The 24882-nt window shown below is 52.1% G+C and carries 15 protein-coding genes; 13 read left to right on the top strand and 2 right to left on the bottom strand.

The window, feature by feature from the left end; translation table 11 throughout:
* The first annotated feature begins 125 nt into the window (after positions 1-125).
* The 3 genes from ACFSUS_RS18990 (at position 126) to ACFSUS_RS18980 (ending at position 5511) form a co-directional block, all read left to right on the top strand.
* Positions 126-3122, top strand: coding sequence for a T9SS type A sorting domain-containing protein (locus ACFSUS_RS18990; RefSeq protein ID WP_381525313.1), 2997 nt, complete (start codon positions 126-128; stop codon positions 3120-3122).
* A gap of 264 nt (positions 3123-3386) precedes the next feature.
* Positions 3387-4616: an alpha/beta hydrolase family protein gene (locus ACFSUS_RS18985; protein ID WP_381525312.1), complete on the top strand. Its 1230-nt coding sequence runs from the start codon at positions 3387-3389 to the stop codon at positions 4614-4616.
* A gap of 55 nt (positions 4617-4671) precedes the next feature.
* The gene (locus ACFSUS_RS18980; RefSeq protein ID WP_381525311.1) at positions 4672-5511 is read left to right on the top strand and encodes a hypothetical protein; all 840 of its coding nucleotides are present in this window, start codon (positions 4672-4674) and stop codon (positions 5509-5511) included.
* 5 nt (positions 5512-5516) lie between these two features.
* Here the strand turns inward: ACFSUS_RS18980 and ACFSUS_RS18975 are convergent, their stop codons facing one another.
* Both ACFSUS_RS18975 and ACFSUS_RS18970 read right to left on the bottom strand, forming a co-directional pair.
* On the bottom strand, positions 5517-8318 hold the full coding sequence (locus tag ACFSUS_RS18975) for a TonB-dependent receptor (RefSeq protein ID WP_381525310.1): 2802 nt from the start codon (positions 8316-8318) through the stop codon (positions 5517-5519).
* 190 nt (positions 8319-8508) lie between these two features.
* Positions 8509-8766: a hypothetical protein gene (locus ACFSUS_RS18970; protein ID WP_381525309.1), complete on the bottom strand. Its 258-nt coding sequence runs from the start codon at positions 8764-8766 to the stop codon at positions 8509-8511.
* A gap of 129 nt (positions 8767-8895) precedes the next feature.
* On the opposite strand from ACFSUS_RS18970, the gene ACFSUS_RS18965 reads away from it, so the two are divergent.
* From ACFSUS_RS18965 to ACFSUS_RS18920, 10 genes are all read left to right on the top strand, one after another.
* On the top strand, positions 8896-9996 hold the full coding sequence (locus ACFSUS_RS18965; RefSeq protein WP_381525308.1) for a carboxylate-amine ligase: 1101 nt from the start codon (positions 8896-8898) through the stop codon (positions 9994-9996).
* Positions 9997-10044: 48 nt separating this feature from the next.
* Positions 10045-10884 carry a type 1 glutamine amidotransferase gene (locus tag ACFSUS_RS18960; protein WP_381525307.1) on the top strand — a complete coding sequence of 280 codons (840 nt, stop codon included), beginning with the start codon at positions 10045-10047 and terminating at the stop codon, positions 10882-10884.
* A 50-nt stretch (positions 10885-10934) separates the two neighbouring features.
* A complete protein-coding gene (locus ACFSUS_RS18955; RefSeq protein WP_381525306.1) occupies positions 10935-12146 on the top strand; it encodes a hypothetical protein in 1212 nt (403 codons plus the stop codon).
* Between the two features lie 588 nt (positions 12147-12734).
* Positions 12735-14543, top strand: a complete 1809-nt coding sequence (locus ACFSUS_RS18950) for a hypothetical protein (protein ID WP_381525305.1) — start codon at positions 12735-12737, stop codon at positions 14541-14543.
* On the top strand, positions 14540-15316 hold the full coding sequence (locus ACFSUS_RS18945; protein WP_381525304.1) for a glucose 1-dehydrogenase: 777 nt from the start codon (positions 14540-14542) through the stop codon (positions 15314-15316). Before ACFSUS_RS18950 ends, ACFSUS_RS18945 begins: the two co-directional genes overlap by 4 nt.
* Positions 15317-15329: 13 nt before the next feature.
* Entirely contained in the window at positions 15330-15875 is a 546-nt protein-coding gene (locus tag ACFSUS_RS18940) for a DinB family protein (protein WP_381525303.1), read from the top strand.
* Positions 15876-16353: 478 nt separating this feature from the next.
* Positions 16354-19446: a SusC/RagA family TonB-linked outer membrane protein gene (locus ACFSUS_RS18935; protein ID WP_381525363.1), complete on the top strand. Its 3093-nt coding sequence runs from the start codon at positions 16354-16356 to the stop codon at positions 19444-19446.
* Between the two features lie 85 nt (positions 19447-19531).
* On the top strand, positions 19532-21040 hold the full coding sequence (locus tag ACFSUS_RS18930; RefSeq protein ID WP_381525302.1) for a RagB/SusD family nutrient uptake outer membrane protein: 1509 nt from the start codon (positions 19532-19534) through the stop codon (positions 21038-21040).
* A 262-nt stretch (positions 21041-21302) separates the two neighbouring features.
* Complete coding sequence (locus tag ACFSUS_RS18925) at positions 21303-24014, top strand: heme-binding protein (RefSeq protein ID WP_381525301.1); 2712 nt, start codon at positions 21303-21305, stop codon at positions 24012-24014.
* 27 nt (positions 24015-24041) lie between these two features.
* Complete coding sequence (locus tag ACFSUS_RS18920; RefSeq protein WP_381525300.1) at positions 24042-24827, top strand: 3-keto-disaccharide hydrolase; 786 nt, start codon at positions 24042-24044, stop codon at positions 24825-24827.
* Positions 24828-24882: the final 55 nt, after the last annotated feature.

Below are 24882 nucleotides of genomic sequence, written 5' to 3'. Positions count from 1 at the left end.
CAAGTGGACGAAAGTCGATACTGACCGATTAGGCATACGTTGCCGCTTTGTCTGCTTACTGCGGTTGCTCCTCAACCCAGATACCAAAACTATCATCTCTCGTTACGTTAGACCCAGGCAAACTCATGAAAACCACATTTACTGCTTCTGTTGCCCAGTCCGCCCGCTGGACGGTCTGTTTGAGCCTTTTTCTTCTACGCTGTCCCCTACATTCCCTGACACGTATTAGGCAGAGCCAACTCGCCCTCATCAGCCCCCGAACGTGGCACGGGCGGTGGGCTTTGGCCCTGCTGTGGCTACTCGGGCTGGCCTGGTCAACCAACGCTATTGCTCAGGTCTACACCGGGTCCACCGTCGCCGGGGGGAGTAAAGGCAATGGGGAGAATCAGTTGGATACTGTACAGGCTGTATTTGTAGACCGGGCCGGGTTCATCTATGTGGCGGATCAAGTCAACAATCGCATCATGAAGTTTCCTCCCAACTCCAGCAGTGGCACCGCCGGCACCGTCGTCGCTGGGGGCAATGATTACGGCTCGGAGTTCAATCAGTTAGCTTATCCAACTGGCGTTTTTGTGGACACGCTTGGGGCCATCTACGTGGCGGATCGGGATAACCATCGCATCATGAAGTTTCCTTCTAATTCCAGCAAGAACACCGCCGGCACCATCGTCGCCGGGTATAATGGACAAGGCCCGGGGCTTAATCAGTTGGATACGCCAAGTGGCGTCTTTGTGGATAAGTTTGGGGCCATCTATGTGGCGGATCTGAATAACCATCGCATCATGAAGTTTCCTTCCGGATCCAGCAGGGCCACCTCCGGCATCATTGTCGCTGGGTTCACTAAATCACCAGGCACCGGGCAAGTTTATTTGCATTATCCAACTAGTGTCTTTGTGGACGATTCCAAGGCCGTCTATGTGGCTGATTCATATAACAACCGCATCATTAAGTTCCCCCCCGGCTCTGTTACGGGCACCCCAGGTACCCTTGTCGCCGGGAGCGACAAGGGTGAATTCGGCCCGGATACCCTTAAGTTGAATTCTCCAAGTGGCGTATTTGTAGATAAGGCTGGGGCCGTCTATGTAGCCGATTATTTTAATCATCGCATTCAGAAGTGGGCAGCCGGCGGGGCTCGGACCGTCGCTGGGATTACTCTTAAACCAGGCAATGGGGCCAATCAATTGCGTCATCCAACTGGCGTCTTCGTAGATGAGGCCGGTGCCGTCTATGTGGCAGATGCTGAAAATTACCGCATCCAGAAGTTTCTCCCCGCGAGCGTCCCTCCGATCCCTGTGGAGGTTCCCCCCACCCCTCTGACTCCCGCAATCCCCGTGGCCCATGTGGGTATCACCGTTGCCGGGGTCACGTCCCAACCAGGCAACGGAGCCAGTCTGTTGCATGGTCCGCGGGGTGTTTTTGTGGACGGTGCCAAAACCGTATTTGTAGCGGATCAAGTTAACAATCGCATCCAGAAGTTTCCTCCCGGCTCCAGCAGTGGCACCCCTGGCACCACCGTTGCTGGGGGCAATGGTTACGGCTCGGCGGCCAATCAGTTGGGCTATCCAACTGGTGTAGCTGTGGACAATGCTGGGCTCGTCTATGTGGCGGACAGTGCTAACCATCGCATCATGAAGTGGGGCCTCGGAGCCAGCGAGGGCATCCCCGTCGCCGGGGGCAATGGACAAGGCCGCGATGTCCGTCAGTTGGATTCTCCGGGTGGGGTCTTTGTGAACGGGGACGGAGCCATCTATGTAGCAGATACCTATAACCATCGTATCCAGAAATATACTCCTACCACCAACAATGGCATCCTTGTCGAAACCGTCGCCGGCAATGGTTCGCAAGGCTCGGGTCCCACGCAGTTAGACCATCCAGGTGGCGTATTTGTAGACGAATCCGGAGCCATATACGTGGCGGATACGCGTAACTATCGCATCCAGAAGTTTCCTCCCGGCTCCAGTGGGGTTATCTCCGGCACCACTGTCGCCGGAGGTAGTAAAGGAAGTGGGCCTAATGAATTGGATTATCCAAGTAGCGTATTTGTAGACGGGGCTGGGGCCATCTATGTGGCAGATACGCGTAACCATCGCATCCAGAAGTGGGCCTTAGGCCCTACCTCCGGCACCACCGTCGCGGGGGGCCAGGGAAGAGGTCCAGGGGCCAATCAGTTGGATTACCCAACAGGTATAGCTGTGGACAGGGACGGGGCTGTCTATGTGGCAGATTATGGTAACGAGCGTATCCAGAAATTTAGCCCTGTTCATACGGGATCGGGAGGCCTATTGGGCGGGGCAGCACCGTCGGCACTACGACTTGTAGCCCCCCTATATGACTGCCAGAGTGGAGCCTTCAGCTTCCAGAGCCAGGGCGGAGACGGCTCACCCATCGAGTACATGGCCGCGGGCATCACCGCCTGGACCACTAACCCCAACCAGTTTGTCGACAAAGAAACCCGCACAGCCGCCGATGCCCAGCCCATCACTCTTCTGGCTCGCCAGAACGGGCAGACGGTACGCTACCTCTGGGACATCCGGGCCGTCTGCCCGGTAGGCGACCCCAGCCAGCTGCGGCTGCTGATGCCCCAGTACGACTGCCAGAGCGGAGCCTTTGTCTTCCAGACCCAGGGTGGAGACGGCTCTCCCGTCGAATACATGGCCGCGGGCATCACCGCCTGGACCACTAACCCCAACCAGTTCGTTGATCAGGGACTTCGCCAGGCGGCTGATGCCCAACCCATCACCCTTTGGGCCCGCCAGAAGGGCAAACAAGTGCGCTACGTGTGGGATCTTCGGGCCATGTGTCCGGTGAGTCCTGGGTTGGGTAGTGCCCGTGCGCGGGTGGGGGTAGGCGGGCTGGAAAAGGAAGCCTTATGGCGGGCCACGGTGTCTCCTAACCCAGTGGGAGCGGAGTTTGGGGTGACGCTTGAGGGGGCTCAGCAGGCGTCGGTACGTCTGCTGCTAACGGATCTGAGAGGCCAAGTGGTGGTTGATAAGCAGGTGGTCGTTGAGCAGGCCACGCATCAGGAGCGGCTGGAGCTGGGTAGTGCCCCGGTGGGTATGTATCTGCTGCGGGTGAGCACGGCAGGGCAAACCAAAACCCTGAAAGTGATCAAAGGTCACTAGGTGCGTACTGCTTACTCAGTCAGGCAAACGTGTTTTCTCAAAGGACAGCTGCTAATTTATGGCCGATCCATCGATAATGGCCTGTATCAGCCTGATCGGCAAAACGGCAGGAGTAAACTTCAATACTGTTTGATCTATCAGAGGAACAATGGCCAGCAAATCTGGAAAAATAGGACTGTACAAGTCTGTATTCAAGCAGTTAATCTGTATTGAAGCAGTTAATACGTATCCTGTTATAAGTGTGTCTTTTACCTGTTCATACCGATGGGATTATTGTTTAAACGTGATTTTCATGACGAGTTTGGTGCCTGGGCACTGGGCTTCATTCCCTATGGTGGGATTGATTTCGGCGAAATTGTGGGTGTAGCGCAGGCCGTCGGTGATGGCGATGATTCGGCTTTTTATGAAGCATGGGTGGCGGCCGGCGACCGATTCAAGACCGAAGCAACCGATACGCTCACTAAAGGCAGGCAGGCTGTTGCCCGCGACTTATTTTTAAAAGCCAGTGAATGCTACGCAACAGCCAAACATCCCATTTTCGGCTTTCCGGTCGATCCAAGACTGGTCGAGGCTTTCCGCAAACAAACGGCCGCTTTCGATCAGGCGATGGCTTTATCGAAAACGCCGGTAACACCAATACGTATTCCCTTCGAGAAGGGAAGCTTACCGGCCTATTTCATTCCAGCCGTGGACTACCCGGATTCGGTGCGACCCCTGCTGATTCTAACCAATGGCTACGATGGCACTATTACTGACATGTATTTTGCCTCGGCCGTTGCGGCCATTCATCGGGGATATCACTGTCTGTTGTTTGACGGGCCTGGTCAGGGCGAGCTGCTAATCGAACAGGGAATTCCGCTCCGGCCAGACTGGGAAACCGTGGTCAGTGCCGTTATTGACGTAGCCGTAACGCTTCCGCTTGTGGACGTGGCCCGCATCGCGATTAGCGGCTGGAGTTTAGGCGGGTATCTCGCACCACGGGCCGCGTCGGGCGATGAACGGATTGCCGCCTGTATTGCCGATCCGGGCGTGCCTAGCCTGGCGGATGGTTTTCGCCAAATGGTCATCAACTTAATGGGCGCTTCGCCAGAAGCGGTTGCCAATCTGGGAACAATGGATCAGCACTTACTGGACCAGGTGTGGGATTTCATTACCAATAACCGAAAACTGAGCTGGAGCATCGTCCAGCGGGGTTTTTGGGTAAATGGCACCAAGGACCTGCGGGCGTATCTGGCCTCCTTAGAACTGTACACCATGACCGGTCGAGAATCGTTAATTCGCTGCCCGACGCTACTGACGATGGCCCAACATGATTCACTTTCATCGGCAGCAAACGTCTTCTACGATTCGCTGACCTGCCCCAAAACCTTGCTGAGGTTTTCGGCCGATCGGGGCGCTGGTGATCACTGTGAGATGAAGAACCGAACATTGCTGAACCGATGTGTATTAGACTGGCTCGACGACGTTTTCGGCACGACTGCAATAACACACTAACCTATCAGTACATAACGACAATGATCGGATTGGAAGCCTGACTTACATCCTTACTATGACTAGACAAACGATTCCACCCACCTTTTTTATAGGTGTTACGCTTCTCTTTATCTGGTTAAGCCATTATGTAGCGGTGTTTCCCCACGAATATGCTCATTCAATAATGGCCTGGTTGGTGGGTGAAAAGGAAAATCCATTCGCACTCGACTATGGTGGAATCAGTTGGAGAAACCTGTTGCTGCTCTGGAATATTGATGAAAATATAGACTACAGCCGGATGTTTGCTCAGGGGCATGACTTTCAGGCGGCCTTATGTGCGTTTGCTGGCCCTGGCATTGGTACGGTCCTGATGTTTGTACTGGGAGGGCTGCTCTTAAAAGAGCCTCTGGTCATAAAACGCCCCTATCTGTATTATTTTATTTTCTGGTTTCATCTGATGAACCTAGGCAATTTGTATGATTACGTTCCCATTCGCACATTTGCTCATGGGGGTGATATTGGCAATATGGTTCGTGGTTTGCATATTTCTCCCTGGTGGGTGTTCGTTCTGGCGGGCTATCCGGTGGCGTATTTGATGTGGCAATTCTTCACTCAGACCCTGATTTCACTGTATGCCAACCTGCATATCGTGAAGCTACCTCTGCAGGCTGGCATTATGGTTCTCTGTGTTTTACTTTTATTTGGCTGGTTTGGTGGTATACTAGGGGTAATCTACTCGGATAATCCTTTGGAAAGTGGTGAAATCACCTACTTTTTAAAGATTGCTTCATTTGTGTCTGTCCCTGGCATAATAAGCCTTCTTTGGCCAACTCGTAAATGGATTCGGGAGAGGCTTTCTTTTACCTGGAGTACCGGTGCCACCACCCCAGCATCTACCCACCTTTTTGTTAGTTAATTGGTTCAGAAACTGGCCGACAAATTCAGGAAGTAATAGCCACCGTTGAAGCCAAACTGCGTGGTGTTACGGCTGTAAATAAACCGTCCGTTCGATGAGTTATCCGTAGCAGCTGCCCCAAACCGTTCGGGGGTTGGATAGTTAGTCACCCGCAACGGATCAGGGTACGTATCCAGCAGGTTGTTAGCGCCGAGCGTGAGATTTAGGTTCTTCAGCAGCCGATAAGAAAGACTCAAGTCCGTAACGATTTTGGGATCAAAGCTTTCATCGAGGGCTGGGTTGGCTGGATCATACGACTGGACCGTGCCAAACCGCGATACCCGAACTACAACGCCGAACTTACGCAAGCGGTAATTAAAGGTAAGCTGAATCTTGCTGCGGGGCTGCGCTACGGTCAGTCGGGCGCTGTCCTGGCGGTTAAACAGGAAATTGCCGAACGTAGCATCGTTCGGGAGATTAGCCGGCCGCTGAATATCACCAACCACTTTGGTTTGGTTGAAATTAGCCGCCAGCGTTACGTCCAGCGTGCCTACGTTGAGTCGGGGGTTAGTGGCCAAAACCACGTCGAGCCCTCGGGTTTGCGTGTTCACGGCATTGGCGAAAAATTGAGCGCTGTTGACATCCGTCTGCCCGGCTCCGTTTAGGATGTTTGCTACAATGAGTCCGGCTCCGGTTGTACCCCGCGAGAACTGGTTACTGTAAATAATCCGGTTGCTGATGTCGATCTGGTAGGCATCGACGGTGAGGCTAACATTCCGCAGGGGACGCGATGTGATGCCAATGCTGAAATTAGTCGATCGTTCGGCCCCCAGCGACGGTACACCAAACGCTTGGGCAATGGGGCTATCGTTGCGGAACGTACCTGTTTGTCGGGGTTCCAGCGCCGTTCCTGTTGATACGAACACAGTGCTGATGGCGCTGAAATACCGCTGGTGCAGCGAAGGTGCCCGGAACCCGTTACTGATGGAGCCGCGTAGCGAGAAGGCTTCGGCAAACTTATAGCGGGCGGCAAGTTTACCGGCCAGATTACCCCCAAAGTCGTCGTAGTATTCGTAACGTCCGGCGGCATTCAGCAACAGACGATCCGTAATGTCCGATTCCAGGTCAACATAGGCCCCGTACACATTCCGGCGGGCGTTGACGGCGTTCGAAGGCTGGTAACCCGGAAACACCTGGGAACCCCCGACCTGACCCGATGTTGGACTGAAATTGAGATACGAGGCCGCTTCGCCGGGCTTAATCCGGTACTGATCGTTGCGGTACGTTACGCCAACGGCGACGTTGAAGGACTTAAATCCTGTCTGTTGACCAAAATCTTTGGCGGCACTGGCATCGGCTGTGTTCTGGTAAAAGCTGAGTGTACCCGCGTAAAACGACGTCGGATTGTTGAACGTACCCAGATACGCCAGCGATGCGTTGTTGGAGTTGGTCACGTCGAAGCGGAACGAGTTGCCGCCGTACACGTTGCTGATGTCCCAGCGCCAGCCGTTGTTTGTCCCGTTAACGCCCACCAGCATCGACTGGTCGTTGATGGTCGACTGGATGTTCGGCAGAAAACCGTTCGGGTACAGGGCCGAAATAACCTGGGTTGTCTGGTACGGATACCGGTAAAAACCAGCCGCTATCCCGCGCCGGTAGTTTAGTCCTCCCGTAGCGTAGAAGCTGGCCTGAGTTCCCGTAATGGGTACGCGGGCGTTCAGGAAGAAGCCCGCATTGTCGACCTGAGCGTTGCCGACCTGGAGGTTATTTTGCAGGCTGAAATTGTTCTGACGTATCAGCGCCTGGTCCTGCTGATAAAGCCCCTGCCGACGGGCTATATAAGCCGCATCGCTCTCGTTGGTTTGTCGTCCTACGTTCCAGTTGACATACACCGGACCGTTGTAGTCGCCGGAGCGGTTAGTGGCTCCCCGGTGCCGGAACTCAGCCGTCAGGCTCAGAATGCCGTTGTTGGCCAGCTTGAAGCCGTGGTTAATTCCCACCTGGGCAACCTGGCCATCGCCCCGATACTGCTGCCCGATCTGAGCATTGACCGTAGTGCCAGGCTGTTCTTTAAGCCGAAGGTTAATGACGCCCGCAATAGCGTCGGAACCGTATTGCGACGAAGCGCCATCGCGCAGCACCTCAACCCGCTCGATGGCCGAGCTGGGAATGGCGTTGAGATCCGTACCGACCGACCCGCGACCAATGGTACCGTTGATGTTGATGAGCGCCTGGTTATGCCGCCGTTTGCCGTTGAGCAGCACCAGCACCTGGTCGGGACCAAGGCCGCGTAACGTAGCAGGATCGATGTGGTCGGTACCATCCGAAACGGTCTGGCGCGACGAATTAAACGAGGGCGCCACGAAGTTCAGCTGCTGGGTAATGTCTACTTGCCCCGTAGCGACCAGATCACGCGACTGAATGACATCGACCGGTGCCACGGTTTCGGTGCTGGTGCGAGCCTGGGTCGACCGCGAACCGACAACGACCACTTCGTTCAGGCTGGCGAGGCTTTCAACCAGTCGAACGTCGACCGTTGCCGGGCTGCCCGTCGGAACCTGAACGGGTATCGTCTGCGTCGTATAGCCGACAAAACTAACCCGCAACGTATAGCTACCGGGGTTCACCCGAACCAGATAACTGCCGTTGGCATCGGTCACGGCACCAACCGCCTGCTCCGTCACTAAGACGGATACACCGGGTAGCGTTGCGCCGGTTGTGGCGTCGGTAATACGTCCCTGAATGTTCTGGGCCAGCACTGTGGTGAGGGCCGACAGCCAAACGAATCCAGCTACTAATAAATGGCGGAAGGAGTACTTGTTTGTCATAGTGTAACGGGTTTATTGGATAAAGAAGTTAGACCGCAGCTGCCGCCGATTGCAACTTTGCCTGGTCGCCGGAGCGATTAGAAATGAGGGTCCGGCACCCCGGTGGTAGACTAATGCTGGGTAATGCGTACTACCTGACCGAATCGGAACAGGTGCCGATTCGGTCAGAAAAAATTAACGGAGAAAGTGTCTATTTCAGACCCCGCGCGTCTAATTCCCGAAGGACATCGGCTAAGGTTCGGAATCGATTCGCGTCACCAATGAAGCTTAACCCAGCAAAAATGAGTGCAAAACCACCTGTACTTACCCAGAACCAGGGGTCGGCATTAGTCTCTTTGAGTTTTGCTCCGTGGAGCAGCACCGCCAGGCCACTGCCCATCAGCATGGCTCCACTACCGCCAAACCACCAATATTTGGTAATTAACTGTTTTTCTCTCGGTGTTCGCATGATATTCTTTGGTTGTTTTCCTGTTCATCAACAAAAACCATCTTAACGGCATTGGGTTTACAAAAAAAAACTATCTTACCTCTTATTGATGGGCGTAAGCCGCCCCATTCGACACTAACCCAACTGCCGATGCCAGTTTTCACTTTAGGAATCGAGGAAGAATTTCAAACAATTGACCCCAATACCGGCGAGTTACGCTCGCACATGTCGAAGATTGTTGAGGGGGGTAAGATTGTGCTGCAGGAGCGTGTAAAAGCCGAAATGCACCAGGCGGTTGTGGAGGTCGGCACGAACATCTGCAACAACATTCAGGATGCCCGCCAGGAAGTAACGTACCTTCGGAAAATGATCTTAGAGCTGGCTGAGCAGCAAAATTTAAAGATTGCAGCCGCCGGCACGCACCCGTTTTCCGACTGGCAGGATCAGCTTATAACCCCGAATGAACGCTACGATCAGCTCATCGACGAACTGCGCGACGTGGCCCGCTCAAACCTGATTTTTGGCCTCCACGTGCACGTGGGTATCGAAAGCCGGAACGAAGGTATTCAGATCATGAATGCGGTGCGGTATTTTCTGCCCCACATCTACGCCCTGTCGACCAACTCGCCGTTCTGGCGCGGCCGTAATACCGGCTTTAAATCCTACCGGTCTAAGGTGTTCGACAAGTTTCCGCGTACGGGTATTCCTGACTTTTTCTCGTCGGCGGCCGAATACGACGAATACCTCAGCCTGCTCGTTAAGACAGGTTGCATCGACAACGGCAAAAAGATATGGTGGGACATCCGGTTGCACCCGTTCTTCGACACCATTGAGTTTCGCATTTGCGACGTACCGATGCGCGTCGACGAAACGATTTGTCTGGCGGCTATCATGCAGGCGCTGGTCGCCAAGATTTATAAGCTGCATAAGCAGAACCTGAACTTCCGACCCTACCGGCGCATCCTGATCAACGAGAATAAATGGCGGGCGGCTCGCTACGGCATTGAAGGTAAGCTGATCGATTTTGGTAAGCAGGAAGAAGTGCCCACGCACCATCTGATTCATGAACTGCTGACGTTTATTGATGACGTGGTGGACGATCTGGGCAGCCGGGCCGAATGCGAATACGTGCTTAAAATTCTGGAAATGGGCACCGGTGCCGACCGTCAATTGGCTGTGTTTCACGAGCACAACGACCTGAAACGGGTTGTGGATTACATTGTTGACGAAACTTCTTTTGGAATCAGATAGTTGTTTTCTGACGGCTCTCTATACACGTTAGTCCGTAACTTATCACCTATGAGCATAGTTAGAATTGCCGTTCTCGACATGAATAACAGCCACGCCAATGAGGGCATGCGCTGTATCCTGCAACTTATCCGGAACGTACAGGGAAATGACCTTCAGGCGGAGCTGTCCTTCGACGTTTTCGACGTTCGGTCAAACAACGAAATTCCTGACCTGGAGTATGACATTTTTATTTCATCGGGCGGGCCAGGAAGCCCATTGGCGTCTGACGATGCCTGGGAACAATCTTACTTTAACCTGATTGATCAGATCTTCGACTGGAATCGGCACAACGACCGTAAGAAATACGTGTTCCTGATCTGCCATTCCTTCCAACTGGTTGTTCGCCATCTGGAGCTGGGCCTGCTCAGCAAGCGGAAATCCACCTCGTTCGGCATATTTCCGGTGCACAAGATCGACGAAGGCTGCACCGATCCGCTGCTGGCGGACTTGCCCGAGCCGTTCTATGCCGTCGACTCGCGGGATTACCAGATTACTGAACCAGATACCGAGCGCCTGGAAGCCATGGGGGCAAGTATTTTGTGCCTGGAAAAAGATCGGCCCCATGTTCCCCTCGAACGGGCGGTGATGGCGATTCGTTTTTCGGATGAGATCATCGGTACGCAGTTTCACCCCGAAGCCGACAACGAAGGCATGTTACGCTACTTCCTCACCGACGAGAAGCGCAACCACATTGTGCTCAATTTTGGTCAGGAGAAATACAACGATATGGTAGCTTACCTGCAGGACCCGGATAAAATCGCGTTGACTTCGTCGGTCATTATTCCTGGTTTTCTACGTCAGGCGATCCGGTCGCTGTCTCCTTATGAAGAGTTTATTGGACAGGACTAACACGTTCGCGAGCCTACGAATTTAGTTTATCCTGTAATGCCGTCAAACCTATGATTCAATCTGTCCGTCAGGCCTATAATGAGGCTTTCAGTCCGGAGCGTTACCAGGCCTTCTTAGCTAACATTGATAATGACTTACCCGGCCAGTTAGACTTCAGGGTCGCCGAAACCCCCGTTTTTGTGCCCAAAGTTTTAACCGACAAACTGTTACAAGCCTGCAACGACATCATTAGTGTAATTACTCGGCATGACTTTAAAACGCACACCGAACAAGCTATACCGGCTAATCAGCGTGTTGCCAACGAAGATGAGCACGCTCAGTTTATGGTCATTGACTTTGCCGTCTGCCGGGATGAGTCTGGCGGTCCGACGCACGGTGAGCTAACACCTCAGCTAATCGAGTTGCAGGGCTTTCCGTCGCTCTACGGCTTTCAACCGTATCTTGCAGACCAGTTTCGGGCGAACTACCCAATTCCCGATCATTTGTCTCATCTGTTCAACGTCGACACCAACGCTGAATACATTGATCGATTGCGGGAGATGATCGTGGGCGACTGCAACCCGGAAGAGGTGATTCTGTTGGAAATTTATCCGGAAAGGCAGAAAACCCGGATTGATTTCGCCTTAACGGAACAGGCAATAGGCGTAGCACCGGTTTGCCTAACGAAGATCAAAAAAGACGGACGTCAGCTTTTTTACGAGAAAGACGGACGGAGGATTCCCATCAAACGAATCTACAACCGGCTCATCTTCGACGATCTACAGAATTTTCCTGGCTTAGAAACCGAGTTCAACCTCACCGACGACGTCGATGTGGAGTGGGTAGGACATCCGAACTGGTTTTTCCGAATCAGTAAGTACACCCTGCCATTACTCAGCGGATCGTATGTGCCGCCGAGTTATTTCCTGTCGGATTTGACCGAAAATCCGGCTGATCTCGAAAATTACGTGTTAAAGCCGTTGTTTTCGTTTGCAGGTAGTGGCGTCAAGATTAATGTTACCCCCGCAGATCTGGATGCCATTCCGGTTGAGATGCGCAGTGGCTTCCTGCTTCAGCATAAAGTGAAGTACGAGCCAGTCATTCAATCGCCCGACGGCCTGGTGAAGTGCGAAATCAGGATGCTGTTCATCTGGCCAAAAGAAGACGCCAAGCCAACTCTGCTCACGAACCTTAGCCGTTTAAGCCGGGGCGAAATGATCGGGGTTAATTTCAACAAGAACAAAGATTGGGTAGGCGGTACGGTTTGTTTCTTCGAGAAGTAAATCACGCTGGCAACGGCGCCTGAATCTTATAATTAGTTGACTCGAATAGGACGTAACCATACGGTTACGTCCTATTTGCGTTTATAAACAACCGTTGGAGAGAGTAATCCTTACGCTGACTCGGAACGTATTGTAAGAACTAAGAACCTGACTGCTGATGAATGAGTATTCGCCACGTTTAAACGCTGTTCTTTGGCAAAGTTTCTTATACACAATAAAGTCCATTGGATAGATAAGTTTTTTATAAATGAAATAATGATAATTATATGATATAAATAGATTGACTATATAAAGTTTACTTCTTTTATACAGCCGATACGGCATTCGTTATACTAGTTTTTACTGATTATATAACAATGAATAGCATTTCACTTCAAGAGGGCAAAATCCTTGTTGGCAGCGAACTAGACAATCAATACCAATTGTGTAGAGAAAACATCCGTCGTTACTTTTGATTATTCCACCACTAGAAAACGGCTTATTAATGCCTGCCCATTACGCCAATTGATGTATTATTAACTAATTCATTTCTACTATATCTATTGGCCATAAATAGTTACGCCTACTCAACAGTGAAAAACTACTACTATGTATCCCTGGCTTTATTACGTCGTTTCAATTGGTTTGTTGGCTATTCTGGTGAGGCAATGTCAAGCAACAGAACTTGACAAACGAACGGCTAATCCCACGCGATCCGATGCAGTTTTTCTGGTAGTAGCTTTGGCATTGCTGGTGTTCATGCGGGTGCCTAGCGCGTTTTATAACCGGGAGCTCAACCCCGACGAAAGCCAGCTGATTACCCAGGCGATTACATTAACGCAGGACCCGGTTTATGGGCGATCCGTAGATGGTACGTCCATTGGCCCCATCAATTCATACCTGTTGCTGATTCCGCATGTATTCGGGTTGCCGCTTGACTATACCGCAGCCCGATTGACGGGGCTACTGTTAATAGGACTTTCCATTGTTTCGTTCTATTTCAGCCTATTACGAATCGCGACGCCGGTAGTAAGTCGGCTGTGTTTGTTGATTGTACTGCTCTTTTTTTCGTGGGCGACGCACAGCGATTTCCTGCATTACAGCAGCGAGTTATCGTCATTAGTGCTTATTACGGCCTGCTTTGGCCTTGTGGCTGGCCTACTCCGGTCAAGTCAATATTCCCTGAGCCGATTGGTGGGCTTAGGAGCCATTGCCGGATTAGCCCCTTACTGTAAACTACAAACCCTACCCGTTATTGGCATGATGCTGATTACCCTGGCGCTGTACCTGATCATCAGTCAGCGGCATCAGGCATGGCGTCCACTGCTGGGGCTATCTGTCGGCTTCGGGCTGCCCACAGTCGTGGTTTTTGCGTTGGCTTACTGGTTTGGGGTCGAACGCTATTTTATTGACTATTACTTCATTGGTAACCTAACAACCTATGCACAGATCTACGCGCATGTGCCGTTGGTAAGTCAGGGGTTTATGGCCAAACTCTTTCGTTTTCCCGCTTTTCTATTGGAGTATACCGACTTTCTGATTTTCATTGTCTTCAATAGCCTGACTGTAGTGGCAGCTGCCGTGGTTGTCTGGCGTAAGTATCAACAACTTACGCCAGCGTTGTCCTGGTCAATCATTCTGGTGATTTTAACGGTGACTGGCGCTCTCTGGGCCGTGATAACGCCCGGTACCGAGTTTGGGCATCACTTGTTACTGTTGGTTTTTCCGCTGGGCTGGGTGGTAGCAATAGCTCTCCAGTTTGTAATAACGCATGTTCCCCGTCGGCTAGTTACAGCCCGCCTGGCGATGCTTACCGTTACTTTATTCGGCCTGGAGCTATTGGCTGCTGACAATTTGGTACTTCCTTTTGCCAAGCGATTGATCAAGGGCCCGTCTCATAAGGAAGTAGCCGCCTTGAACCAAACTAGTTCAGTGAGCGACCTTGATGCGTGGTTGCTGGAGCGAAACCCTTGTTTATTCGCATTCCCAGACAAAAAGACGGTGGTTATGTCGCCCGTTGCCAGAGCCATCAGCCGGTATGCACAGCCGTCGGATAAGATGGCGGTCTGGGGCTGGAACTGCCAGTACTACGTAGAAGCACAATTGGCTCAGGGCGTTAGTGAGAACCACACCCAACGCAGTATCATACCGAACAAGATGCGTAAGCAATATATAGATCGATACGCGCATGAGCTAATAGACAATCAACCGGCGCTGTTCGTCGATGCTGTAGGGGATGCCAGCTGGATGCTTACCAAGCCTTCGCAGCAGCATGAACATTTTACGGAAATTGATCGGGTGATTCGTCAAAATTATAGTCTGGCTACATCGGTCGACAATGTACGCATCTACGTACGTCGGGATCGGCTATCTTCGCGGGAAACTGTCTTTACTGATCGACCCCGCAACCGTTTATGATTTCCCAGACTGAGAAAGCCGTATTTGATCTTACCGATAAAGTCGCCGTAATTACCGGAGCCAGCAAAGGTATTGGCGAGGACATTGCCCGTTTGTACGCCCGCTTTGGGGCAAAGGTTATCGTCAGCAGCCGCAAGCAGGACGCCTGCGACGCCTTAGCCAACGACATTAAGGCACAGGGCGGAGAAGCCACTGGCACTGCTGCTCACGTGGGCGATATGGCCCAGCTTCAGCAGTTGGTCGATAAAACGATTGAAACCTACGGAGGTATTGATATTCTAGTCAACAACGCGGCATCGAACCCGGTTTTTGGGCCGTCGCTCGATTGTGATGGGGCCGCCTTTGACAAGATCATGCAGGCTAACGTGAAGGCTCCGTTCGAGCTCAGTAAACTCTGCTACCCCAGCATGAAAGCCCGCGGTGGCGGCAGCATCATCATGATGAGCAGCATTGCGGGGCACACGCCCGACCCAGGCCTGGGTATTTACAGCGTCAGCAAAGCTTCGTTGAATATGCTCACCAAGGTGCTGGCTAAAGAATGGGGACCTGACGGCATTCGCGTGAATGCCATTTGCCCCGGCCTGATCAAAACCAAATTCAGTCAGGCTCTGTGGCAGAACGACCAGATTCTGGATCATTTTACGAAGCGGTTGCCTATTGCCCGCATGGGAACCACGGACGAGATCAGTCCACTGGCGCTGTTTCTGGCCTCCAGTGCGTCGTCGTACAGCACGGGAAGTTTGTTTTATGCAGATGGAGGAACGGTAATCTAAAGCACTATCAGGTATGCCTCCTATTGAAACTCGTGAAGTCTGGCTGCGTGGCCCGTTGCCCGACATGCCTCTGTTAGTACAGCCGGTTGCCCACGCCCTCATGCAGGCCCGCGAAGAAGTTGATGCCCTCTTGCACGACTTTCCCGAAGCATTATTGTGGGAACGCCCGGCCGGAGTAGCGTCGGTTGGTTTCCACTTGCAACACCTGACGGGCGTATTAGATCGACTGTTTACCTATGCCCGTGGTCAGGCGTTGTCGCCGGAGCAGCTAGCGGCTTTAGCGTCGGAAGGCAAACGCGGTGATCATCCCCTGTCGGTTGCCGAGCTGGTTCATCGGTTCAGGGAACAGGTCGAAAGAGCCCTTAGTCAACTGAAGGATACCGATGAGCAAACCCTCACGGAGCCACGCGGGGTAGGTCGGGCACAGTTGCCTTCGACGGTGATTGGCTTACTCGTTCATGCCGCCGAACACACCACGCGTCACTTGGGGCAGCTTCTGGTAACGGCGCGAGTGATACGAGATCAACATACGGGCTCGCCTTTAGAACTTGGGTACTAATGAGACTAATGAGTCTCAGGGCTTCAGATAAGGACTATTTTTCGCTAAGTCAGTGAGATAGTTCCCCTCTTTAACAAGGGAGATGAAGTTTGTTGAATCAATTATTAATAAGGAAACAACGACGCTCCAGCGGCTACCCAAGTGGCCGCTGGTATTTTTTTATCCCTATTACTGCCAAGCTAGATTGTTCAGTACAGGTTACGTATGTAGGAGCATTAGTAGAAAAAGCACCAAATAATAACTAAATATATCAAAAAGGTAGGTAAGTATGGGAAGGTAAACGGCTGCTACCTATTAATATTTGGCTATTCGATTGACCTTTTTATAGTTCAACCCTTACCTACGATAATTCATGAAAAGACTTTATCAGTTAACAGCGCTATCTGTGATAGCCAGCTGTTGTGCATGCGTTGTTCAGGGACAAACTACACAGGCTCAGCAAAAAAGTGAATCAGGCAATAATGGGTCGCTGGTAGCTATGCATGTGCCGAGGCTGGGACATAAGCACGTAACCGCTGAGATCCCCATCTCGGGTAAAGTGACGGACGAAAAGGGCGGAGGATTACCCGGTGTAAGTGTAATCGTAAAGGGAACCACACAAGGCACCACGACCGATGGTGAAGGGGGGTTCAAAATTTCGGTAGCCGATGCCAACGCAACCCTGGTGTTTAGCTTTGTGGGGTATCGCCGACAGGAAGTAGTGGTCGGTAGCCAGACAACCCTCGCCGTTACGTTGGCTCCCGATGACCAGACGCTCAACGAAGTGGTTGTCGTCGGCTACGGTAGCCAGTTGAAAAAAGAAGTGACGGGTGCCGTGCAAACGGTAAGCGCCCAGGAGATTAAAGATTTACCAGTTTCGCAAATTGGGCAGAAGTTACAAGGCCGGTTAGCGGGTGTGCAGATCAACCAGACTACCGGCAAGCCTGGGCAGGGCATATCCATCCGAATTCGCGGGCAAGTTTCGGTAACGGCTGGTAGCGACCCGTTGTACGTAGTGGACGGCTTTCCTATTACGGGAAATATTGCCCAGCTCAACCCCGATGAAATAGAGGATCTAACCGTTCTGAAAGATGCTGCGTCGACCTCGCTGTACGGTTCTCGGGCAGCCAATGGCGTGGTGTTGATTACCACGAAAAAAGGAAAGGTGGGTCAGACCAACGTGAGCTTCAACACCTTCGCGGGTGTGCAGCAGGTGCCCATGCGGGGGCGGGTAAAAATGCTGAATGCGGTTGAGTTTGCGCAGTTCAAGAAAGAGTATTACGAAGATCAGGGGCAAGCGGTGCCGGTTGAGTTTCAGAATCCGTCGCAGTACGAAGGCAAAAACAACGACTGGTACGATGCGCTGTTACGTGTAGCACCCATTCAAAGTTATAACCTGAGCGTTTCAACCAATACGGAGCGCTCCAATACGTCGATCGTGGCGGGGGTGTTTAATCAGGACGGGGTGGTGCTCAACAACAAGTACAAACGCTATTCCCTGCGGATGAACTCCAACTACACGTTATCGGATCGGATAGCCGTTGGATTTAACGTCGCCCCTTCTTATGTCTACGACAATACACCCCGCACGGATGGTGACCGCGGAACGGGAATTCTGTTCAACGCCCTGCACACCTGGCCGGTCATGCCTATATACGATGCCAATGGCGAACTGACCAAGTTTAACCGGTTTCCGGGCAGCACAGGTAATATTTTCGACTATCCCAACTGGGTTCGGGCCGCGCAGGAGCTGACTAACGAAACCAAGAACACCAACCTGCTCGCCAACGCGTATGTTCAATACCGGCCCCTTGCTGGTTTGACCCTCAAATCGACCATCAATGTTGAGTACCTGAACTCTAAGTTTTTCTACTTTAACCCGTCGACCGCAACGAGTGCCATCAACGTGCCCATTCCAACAACGGCTGCGTCGACCCGGCAGAGTCTGGAAAACGTATCGTGGCTGAACGAGAATTTAGCCACCTACGCTCGAAGTTTCAACGAGCACAATTTTGAACTGTTGGCCGGTTTCACGAACCAGCGGTTCATGCAGGATTTTAACCGGATTCAGGCCAATACGTATGCCGACGACCGGCTACCCACCATTCAGGGGGCGCTGAACATCGATCGGAGTGGTAATCCCAACGCAACAAGAAACGAAATAAATCAGTGGGCGCTGACCTCTTATCTGTCCCGCCTGACCTACAACTACAAAGGAAAGTATCTGTTTACGGCGGCTATCCGGGCCGATGGGTCCTCGCGGTTTGGGGCGAATAACCGCTGGGGTACGTTCCCCTCGGCGTCGGTTGGTTGGGTGGTTTCGGATGAGAGCTTTCTTAAACCCATTCAGGCTGTTTCGTTTGCCAAAGTCCGGGCCAGTTACGGGGTAATTGGTAATAACAACATTGGTAACTACACCCAATATGCCCTGGTCAACAACACCACCAATGCCGTGTTTGGCAATACGGTTGCAACGGGCGCCGTAGTGACCTCCCTGGCTAACCCCAACTTGGGCTGGGAGACCACCAAACAGTTCGACATGGGTCTTGACCTGGGCCTGTTCAATGATCGTATTCAGTTCGTTTATGACTTTTACACCAAGCGTACTACGAACCTGTTGTACGCCGTGCAGATTCCGCAGGAGGCCGGCTTTACGAACTACAACGACAATATTGGCGAAATCAGATTCTGGGGTCATGAGTTCTCGCTGACCACGAAAAACACCACCGGTAAGCTCAAATGGAACACCAACGCCAATATCTCGTTCAACCGGAATCAGGTCGTTTCGCTGGCACCGGGTATCGACCGGGTCTATAGCGGTATTGGTTTCCACATCACTCAGGTCGGGCAGCCGTTTGGTCAGTTTTATGGTATGGTGAAGCAAGGGTATTACATGAGCGCCGAGGACCTTAGAAGTTCACCCATCATTCCCGGCCGTTCCGCCATCGGTACCATCAAGTTCAAAGACGTCAACGGTGACGGCGTCATTACCTACGGAGGGGATGCCGACGATCGGGCCATTATTGGCAGTCCTTTTCCCAAATTCATCTACGGGATTACCAACGACCTGAAATACGGCAATTTCGATTTGTCCATTACGGGTTCCGGCTCATACGGCAATCAGTTGTGGATTCGCCATTTGTACAGCACGGCAAACCTGGATGGAGTATTTAATTTGGTTGAAGGGGTGAAAGATCGGTTCCGGGTTCAGAACAATGCCAGTGGCGTTGCCACCACTGTTATCACACCGGGTAATGGGATGTTTGGTGCAACCAACAACGGAGGAAACTTCACCGGTGTTGAACGCGACTGGCACAGCAGCCAATTCGTAGCCGACGCGTCTTATTTTACCATCAAGAATATCACCCTTGGCTACAACATTGGCGCCGTTAACCGGCTGTTCAGGTCGGCCCGGGTGTATGCATCGGTGCAACAGGTTTATGTCTTCACCAAATACCGCGGAGGGCCGAATCCGGAAACCAGTGCACAGGCGGATGGGAATGGCCCTGGCGACAACCTAAGCCAGGGCGTTGACCTCTCTAACTATCCAGTGCCACGTACCTATACTCTTGGGGTCAATCTGAATTTCTAAAGGCATCGTCATTCAATAGTTATTCACCGTGAAAACTATGCCTGACAACCAATGACTACCGAATTCTAAACTCATTCTGAATGACATGAAACGTACATACATCATAGCCTGGCTTTTAGGAATTGCTTTATCCAGTTGTCAGAAAGATTTTCTGACCGTTATTCCGCAGACCAACCTGAGTTCGGAGATCTTCTTCACGAAAGAAGCCGACTTTCAACAGGCTGTCAACGGGGCTTATGTGCCCCTGCGTCAGATCTACAACGAACGCGCCTGGGTGTTGGAAGAAATGCATTCCGACAATACGTATTACGCTCGCAACACGCTTTACGGCGCTGTAGATGCTACAGAAAACGTAGCGGATTTTGCCGTTCCAACCGCTAACGGCGTTACCGCCAACGACAACGTATTGCAACAGTATCGACTGGATTATCAAATTGTGGCCCGGGCTAATCAGGTGCTGGCCTCCATTGATAAAGTTGATTTTGCTGCCGAGTCGAAAAACAACTTAAAAGGGCAGGCCTTGTTTTTAAGAGCTTTGGCCTATTTCGACCTCGTTCGGCTGTTCGGTAAAGTGCCCTTGCATTTAGTACCGGTCACGGGTCGCCAGGATGCGGCACTGCCGTTGGCAACGACGGAGGAAATCTACGCGCAAATCGAAAAAGATGCGAAAGATGCCAGCACCCTGTTGCTTAACAAGGCAAAACAGGAAGCGGGCCGAGCTACGTCCGGAGCGGCTAAAACACTGCTGGCGAACTTATACATCACCCAGAAAAAGTGGGCGCAGGCCGAAACACTCATGAAGGACGTTGTCACCAACGATGGGTATATATTGATGAAAGACTATAACGACGCTTTTTCGTTTACAACCACGAATAAGAACAATCAGGAGTCAGTGTTCGAGATTCAGTACATGGAAGGATCGGCTGGCTACAACGGTAATCAAATTTATCGCTTCATTCCCTCGCCCATAACAGCGGCCGAGATACGTCCGATCACTGGTACATCAAACGCGCAGCCGACGTCGCAGGAAAGTAACAACATTCCGACGCCGGATCTTATTGCTGCGTACGAACCCGGCGACAAACGGAAAGGCATTTCTATCGATACGGTTACGCTGAGCCAGAGTCTGCGGGAGAACAAGACCTACCCGTACATCAAAAAGTACGCACGGACGCATGCCTTACACAACAACACGGGACAGAACTGGCCGGTATACCGCTATGCTGAGGTGTTGTTGTTTCTGGCCGAAGCGTTGAACGAGCAGGGCAAAACGGGCGAAGCAGCCACCTACCTGAACCAGGTACGGGAGCGGGCGGGCTTAGCGGCTACGAAAGCGACAGCTCAGGCCGATATGCGCGAGGCCATCTTTAAAGAAAGACGTGTGGAACTGGCCTTTGAAAACAAACGCTGGTTTGATCTGACCCGAACCGGGCGCGTGAAGGAGATTATTGGTGCGTATGGCGCTCGCGTCAAAGCCGATCCTGCAGCTTATTACTTCCCCAAAGGAGCGGTGCCACCACCGAATGCCTTCACGATTCTGGACGATTATTACGGGTTGCCAGCGGTAGAGGCTGCATTAACCCCCAATTTTTGATGAGCTTTTTACACCGAGGTACGTAAAAGGAAAAAGAAAGTCGCTGAGATTAATTAGTCCGCTGTGTATTTCTTTTTCTCTGCGTATCTCGGTGTAATAATCTACTACAGCGCTACTTAGACCACTAGGGTAACCAGTTTTTATTGCGAACATAAAAGTATGAGATCGCACGAACACGCTTTTGCTGGGGAAAAGACAGATTGTAAAACGAGTTCTTGTTGATTCAGTAGTTCAGGCGTTTCCTTTTCATTCCCATATACCTATGATATTTTCCTTCAGACCGGCAAAACTAGTATTTGCCTTTTCCGCTCTCACCCTAGTGGGGGCCTCCTGGGTTGGCATGCAAGGGGTAGAATCAGGGAGGCCAGCACCCGAAAACCCGAAGATCGACAAGCTTAAACTGCTGCCCGGTTTTAAAGCCGAACATTTGTACAGCCCCTCCGAAAACGGGCAAGGCTCCTGGGTATCGATGACCTTCGACGACAAGGGCCGAATGATTACGTCCGATCAATACGGGTTTCTGTATCGTCTGGAAATGCCACCCATCGGTTCCGGCAATCAGCAACCCAAAATTGAAAAGCTGACTGTAGGAGAAGTAACCCCCGGTGATACTACCCAAAAAGTGGGTATGGGCTATGCGCAGGGCCTGTTGTATGCCTTCAACAGTCTCTACGTCATGGTGAACAACCGGGAAAACAAAAACTTTGAAAAGGGGAGTGGGCTGTATCGCCTGCAGGATACGAACGGCGACGACCAGTACGATAAAATAACCCTGCTGAAGTCACTGAAAGGCGAAGGCGAGCATGGCCCACACAGCATCGTGCTCTCGCCCGATAAAAAGTCGCTGTACGTCATGTGCGGTAATTTTACCGATGTGCCCAAACTGGATGCGTATCGGCTCCCACCGGTCTGGCAGGAAGATAATTTATTCCCCGCCATCAAAGACCCCCGTGGGCACGCGACAGACCGCATGGCGCCGGGTGGCTGGCTCGCCAAGATCGACCCAGAAGGACAAAAGTGGGAGTTGATGGGCGCGGGCTTTCGCAATACGTTCGACTTTGCCTTTAACGATGCCGGTGACGTTATTGGGTACGATTCGGACATGGAGTGGGATTTTGGCCTACCCTGGTACAAGCCAACCCGTATTTGTCACATCACCAGCGGAGCGGAATTTGGCTGGCGTACCGCTGCCTCCAATTGGTCGCCCTCGTTTGGCGATTGCCTGCCCGCCGTGTTGAACATGGGACAGGGCTCACCAACGGGCGTGTTTGCGGGTCGAGGAGCCCGGTTTTCGCAAAAGTATCAGAAAGCCATCTACGCCTTCGACTGGAGTTTTGGGATCATCTACGCGGTTCATCTCCAACCCAAGGGCGCTTCGTACAGCGCCACCGCCGAAGAGTTTATTTCCGGCTCTCCGTTACCCCTGACCGACGGATTGATCGGCCCCGACGGCGCTATGTATTTCCTGACTGGCGGCCGTCGGCTAGAATCTGATCTGTACCGGATCACCTACACGGGTACGGAGTCGGTTGCACCGGCTACACAAGCCCCGGCGCTCACGGCCGAACATCAGCTACGTACTAAGCTCGAACAATACCACGGCGAACCGATGGCGGGCGCTGTTGAAGCCGCCTGGCCACATCTGAACCACCCGGATCGCTTTGTTCGCTACGCTGCCCGCATCGCTGTAGAACACCAGCCCGTTAGTCAGTGGCAGCAGAAAGCGCTGGCCGAAACTGATCCGGTGCGCTTAACCCAGGCAATGTATGCCCTGGCCCACCACGGCAAACCAGAGCAGAAAAGCCAGATGCTGAACGCTCTGCTGAATGTGAAATTAGACCCGCTTACCGAAGAGCAGCAACTGGACGTGTTGCGGGCCATTGAGCTTGTTTACACCCGGATGGGTCTACCCGAGGGGGCAGACCGGACCAAAGCGATTGCCGTATTAAATCCGCGGTATCCGGCTAAGTCGGCTACGCTGAACCGGGCGTACAGCAAGCTGCTGATTTCAATGGAAGCACCAACCGTAATCGAGCGAACGCTGACGTTGCTGGCCATGAAAAACGAAGACGGTACCGGCCCCGTTGGCGGAGAAACGGTAACGGCGTCGAGCGATCTGATCCTGCGTAATCCGCAATACGGATTAGACATCGCCAAAATGCTGGAAAAGCTCCCCCCGGCTCAGCAAACCTATTACGCCACCATGCTGAGCAGCGCCAAAACCGGCTGGACGCCCGAACTACGTGACCGCTATTTCAAATGGTTTGCCGATGCGTTTGGCTATCAGGGCGGACGCAGTTATATCGGCTTTATCGATAAAGCGCGGAAACTGGCCTTAGCTCACGTACCCAAAGAACAGTTTGAGCGCTATAACAAACTGTCGGGTGCCGATCTGCTAACGAATTCGGGTAATGATCTGGCGATGGGTTATACCCCCAAAGGCCCCGGTCGTAACTGGAAACTGGAAAATGCAGTAGCCGTGGTTGATAGCGGTCTGACGGGTCGGGATTACGACACGGGTAAGAAGATTTACTCGGCTATTCTGTGCAGCCGTTGCCATAGCATGCGAGGTGAAGGCGGAGACATTGGCCCGGATCTGACGCAACTGGGCACGCGGTTCTCCAATAAAGACATGCTCGAAGCCATTATCATTCCCGATAAAACCGTCTCGGATCAATACGCGTCTACGATTTTTCTGCTCAAAAACGGGCAGTCGGTATTAGGTCGGCTGGTCAACGAAGACAAGACGAGTTATTCAATTTCTCAGAATCCGTTTGCGCCCGACCAACTCCGGAAGATTCCCAAGAAAGACGTAGCCTCGAAGAAATATTCGACGGTGTCGATCATGCTGCCCGGACTGATCAATAGCCTGAACCCGAACGAGCTCAAGGATCTGATTGCGTACCTGAAATCAGGTGGTAATCAGGAGCACGAGGTGTACAAGGCTACCAGCGGAGCCGCGAAAGGAAAATAAAGTAAAGCGAAAATAAGACGGAACCTCATGTTTACTAAAATAGGTGGTAAAGCGATCTGGAAAGGGTGTATGCTGGCAGTTGTGATAACTACCGGCTTGCAATCGCTCTTATTCGCTCAGAGTAAGAAAGATAAAGATGGCTTCGTCCAGATATTCGACGGTAAATCGCTGAAGGGGTGGGACGGTGATCCCACCTACTGGCGCGTCGAGAACGGTAATCTGGTTGGTGAGATTACACCCACGACATTGCTCAAAACGAACTCGTTCATTATTTGGAAAGGAGGTGAGCCTGCCGATTTTGAGTTCAAAGGTGAGTTTAACATTACCGCCGATGGCAACTCGGGCATCAACTACCGCAGCGATCAGCTGACCGATGTGCCTTTTGCCTTACGGGGTTATCAGGCCGACATCGACGGAAAGATGCGCTACACGGGTCAGAACTACGAAGAACGCAAGCGAACAACCTTAGCGTATCGAGGGCAAAAAACGAAAATCAATCCCTACACCGGCGATGCGACACCCGAAGCTGTCCGCGCCAATGTGAAAAATAATGCCTGGACGGGCGTAACTGTGGTTGGTTCGTTGGGTAGCTCCGACTCGCTGAAGACGTTGATCAAGAGCGAAGACTGGAACACGTTTCGCCTGGTCGTGAAAGGGAATCACTTGCAGCACTACGTCAACGATGTGTTGATGAGTGATGTCGTTGATGAAGATACGGTCAATGGTAAGTCGAAAGGCCTCTTAGGCGTTCAGGTGCACGTTGGTCCGCCCATGAAAGTCCAGTACCGGAATTTGATGTTGAAGCAGTTGTAGCACAGGTTTTAGCCTGTAGCCTACAGGCTAAAACCTGTGCACACCCATTAACCAC

The organism is Spirosoma soli (assembly GCF_042684525.1).
In the GTDB taxonomy this organism is placed as follows: domain Bacteria; phylum Bacteroidota; class Bacteroidia; order Cytophagales; family Spirosomataceae; genus Spirosoma; species Spirosoma soli.
Note: the sequence above shows the minus strand (reverse complement) of the source record. Positions and strands in the feature narration are given on the sequence as shown.